At 69.9% G+C, this 2,747-nt stretch carries 3 protein-coding genes; all 3 read right to left on the reverse strand.

The features are described from left to right. Window positions 1-230: 230 nt before the first annotated feature. The 3 genes from DSY14_RS27460 to DSY14_RS27470 are packed head-to-tail and all read right to left on the reverse strand — an operon-like array spanning window position 231 to window position 2,746. A complete protein-coding gene (locus tag DSY14_RS27460) occupies window positions 231-1,031 on the reverse strand; it encodes an alpha/beta fold hydrolase (protein WP_211719507.1) in 801 nt (266 codons plus the stop codon). A gap of 2 nt (window positions 1,032-1,033) precedes the next feature. Further along, window positions 1,034-1,846 (reverse strand): exodeoxyribonuclease III, encoded by an 813-nt coding sequence (locus DSY14_RS27465; protein ID WP_307851353.1) that lies wholly within the window; start codon window positions 1,844-1,846, stop codon window positions 1,034-1,036. Window positions 1,847-1,897: 51 nt separating this feature from the next. Beyond that, a complete protein-coding gene (locus tag DSY14_RS27470; protein ID WP_249188561.1) occupies window positions 1,898-2,746 on the reverse strand; it encodes a tyrosine-type recombinase/integrase in 849 nt (282 codons plus the stop codon). Between the last annotated feature and the right edge of the window lies 1 nt (window position 2,747).

Genomic DNA, 2,747 nt, shown 5'->3' on the forward strand with positions numbered 1-2,747 from the left:
ACCGGGTACTGAACGACCTCAAGACCGAACTCGGCCTGGACACCCCGATCCGCGACTCGGCCCACAACCCCATGATCTTCTTCCGACTGCCCCACCGGCCCCGACCCGCCGCCACGTTCGCGCCACCCCGCCCGCGCGCCGCGGACGACGACCGCGCTCCCCGCACCTGAACGAAAAAAAGGGGGGAGTGGACCACCAGGTCCACGCCCCCTTCAACGTCCGGCCGCTCGCTACACCCCGTCGGTCTCCAACGCGGCACGCTCCTGCTCGGCCTTGACCCGCGCCGACTCCTCGGCCCGCGCCTCCCTCTCCGAGCGCCCCTCACGCACCGCCACCACGTCGGCGGCGTCACCCACGATCCGGGAGAAGTTCACCGGCTGGTCCAGGCTCACCATGTGACCGGCCCGCGGCACGTTCACCAACCGCCCGTCGTCACAGGCGTCGAAGAACTGCTTCTCGTGGATGCGGAAGTGATCCCGGGCCCCGTTGATCAACCACACCGGCCCCGTGTAGGACGACAACGCCGCGATCGCGTCCATGTGCGAGATCTCGTCGATCACCGCCGTGGCCGCCTCCACCGCCAACCCGCCGTCCAACACCGCGTCCGCCGCACCGTCGCGCAACGTCAACCGGTGGAAACGCTCGTTGATCGTCGCCCCCTTGTCGGGAAGCCGCTCCATCAGCACCGACGGGATCCGATACACCTGCGCCAGGGACTGCGCCGGCTTGGCCGTGCAACTGGCCGCCACCAACCCCGCGACCCGGCCCGGTGCCGCGCCCGCCGCCGCGATCGAGACGAAACCTCCCAGGCTCAAACCCGCCACCAGGGCACGACCGCCGACCTCGTCGATCGCCCCCAGCACCGAGTCCACCGCCCGGCCGAGCGAGAACTCCTCGCCCCGCCGCGACCCGTGACCGGGCAGGTCCGGCGTCACCACGGTGCGCCCCTGCGCACGCAACAACTCCACCTGCGGCCGCCACATACTCGACGACAACCTCAAACCGTGCACCAGAACGATCGGCACACCCATCGTCAGGCCCCCCTCTCCCCGTCCACCGCGTACCGCACCGTCACCGGCGCGTGATCGGACCAACGCTCCTCATGCGAGGCATAACGCTCCACCTCACCCTTCAGTGCCCGGGCCGCCAACCCCGGCGTGGCCACCTGATAGTCGATCCGCCACCCCGTGTCGTTGTCGAAGGCCCGCCCCCGATAGGACCACCACGAGTACGGACCCTCCTGGTCGGGGAACAACGACCGCACCACGTCCACGTACCCGGCCTCGTCGAAGACCCGCGACAGCCACTCCCGTTCCTCGGGCAGGAACCCCGAGTTCTTCCGGTTGCCCCGCCAGTTCTTCAGGTCCGCCTCGGTGTGCGCGATGTTCCAGTCCCCGCACACCACCAGCTCACGGCCCTGGGCCTCCACCTGTGCACGCCGCTCCACCAGATAGGGCAGGAACATCTCCATGAAACGCTCCTTCTCCTCCTGGCGCTCGGTGCCCACCTCACCCGAGGGCAGGTACAGGCTCGCCACCGTCACCGACCCCAGATCCGCCTCCACGTACCGACCCGCGTCCGCGAACTCCGTACCCGGAAAACCCACCCGCACCGCGTCCGGCTCGACCCGCGTGTAGAGCGCCACCCCCGCACGCCCCTTGGCCGCCGCCGGACACAACACCACGTGCCACCCCGGGGGATCGATCACCGTGCCCGGCAGCTGGTCGGCCTCGGCCCGGGTCTCCTGCAGGCACACCACGTCCGCGTCGGTGGCCGCCAACCACGACACGAACCCCGGGTCCTTCTTGGACGCCGCACGCAACCCGTTCACGTTCACGCTGGACACAACAAAACTCGACTGATTCACGCCCAACAGCGTAGCCACCACACCATCCGCTCACGCCCCCTCTTCGGCCAACCGCCGCAACACCCCGTACGTACGGTTCGACCCCGCCGCCTCCCGCTGCGCCCGCGACGTCACCTCGATGTAGGCCTGCGACGACGTCACCGACGCATGCCCCAACAAGTGCATGATCTCGGTGACCGACGCCCCGTCCTCGGCCAACCGCGTCGCGAACGTGTGCCGCAACGCGTGCACCAACGTCCCCCGCGCCACCCGATCGTGCACCCCCGCGTGCTTGTAGCACTGCCGCACCAGGTACTGCAGCCCGCCCCGGCGCAACCCCGCACCCCGGTTGTCCACCAACAACGGATCGGACCCCCGCACCGGAGCGTCGAACCGCGCCCGACGCGACACCAGATACGCCTCCAGCAACGCCTCCAACGGCACCTCGATGGGCAGCACCCGCTCCCCACCACCCTTGCCGACCACCCGGATACGCCGCTCACCGGGCCGCCCACCCAACGACTCCACCCGCAGCGACAACATCTCCGCCGACCGCATACCCGTCAACAACGCCAACGCCAACACCGCCAGATCCCGCTCCGGCCACGGGTCCCGCGCCCGACGCGCACCCCGCGCCAACGCCTCCAACAGCTGCTCCGGAGTGTCCTCACCCATCAACGGTTTGGGCGAGGACGGCCGCACCCGGGGCCGCGGCACCGCCGACATCGGATTGCCCGCCACCACCTGCTCGGCCACCCAGAACGAGAAGAACCCGTTCCACGTCGACCAGGCCCGCAACACACTGGAGGCCGCCCGCTCCTCGGCGAACTCCGCGAACGCCTCCCGCAGCACCTGCGACGTCAGATCCGCCAACACCACCCGACCCGACCCACACCCCAGC

The sequence above is a fragment of the Nocardiopsis sp. MG754419 genome (genome assembly GCF_018207095.1).
Classification (GTDB): Bacteria; Actinomycetota; Actinomycetes; order Streptosporangiales; family Streptosporangiaceae; genus Nocardiopsis.

Bases quoted from the DNA above. Each gene is read 5' to 3' on its own strand.
- DSY14_RS27460 (WP_211719507.1), bottom strand. From the start codon at position 1,031: ATGGGTGTGCCGATCGTTCTGGTGCACGGTTTGAGGTTGTCGTCGAGT.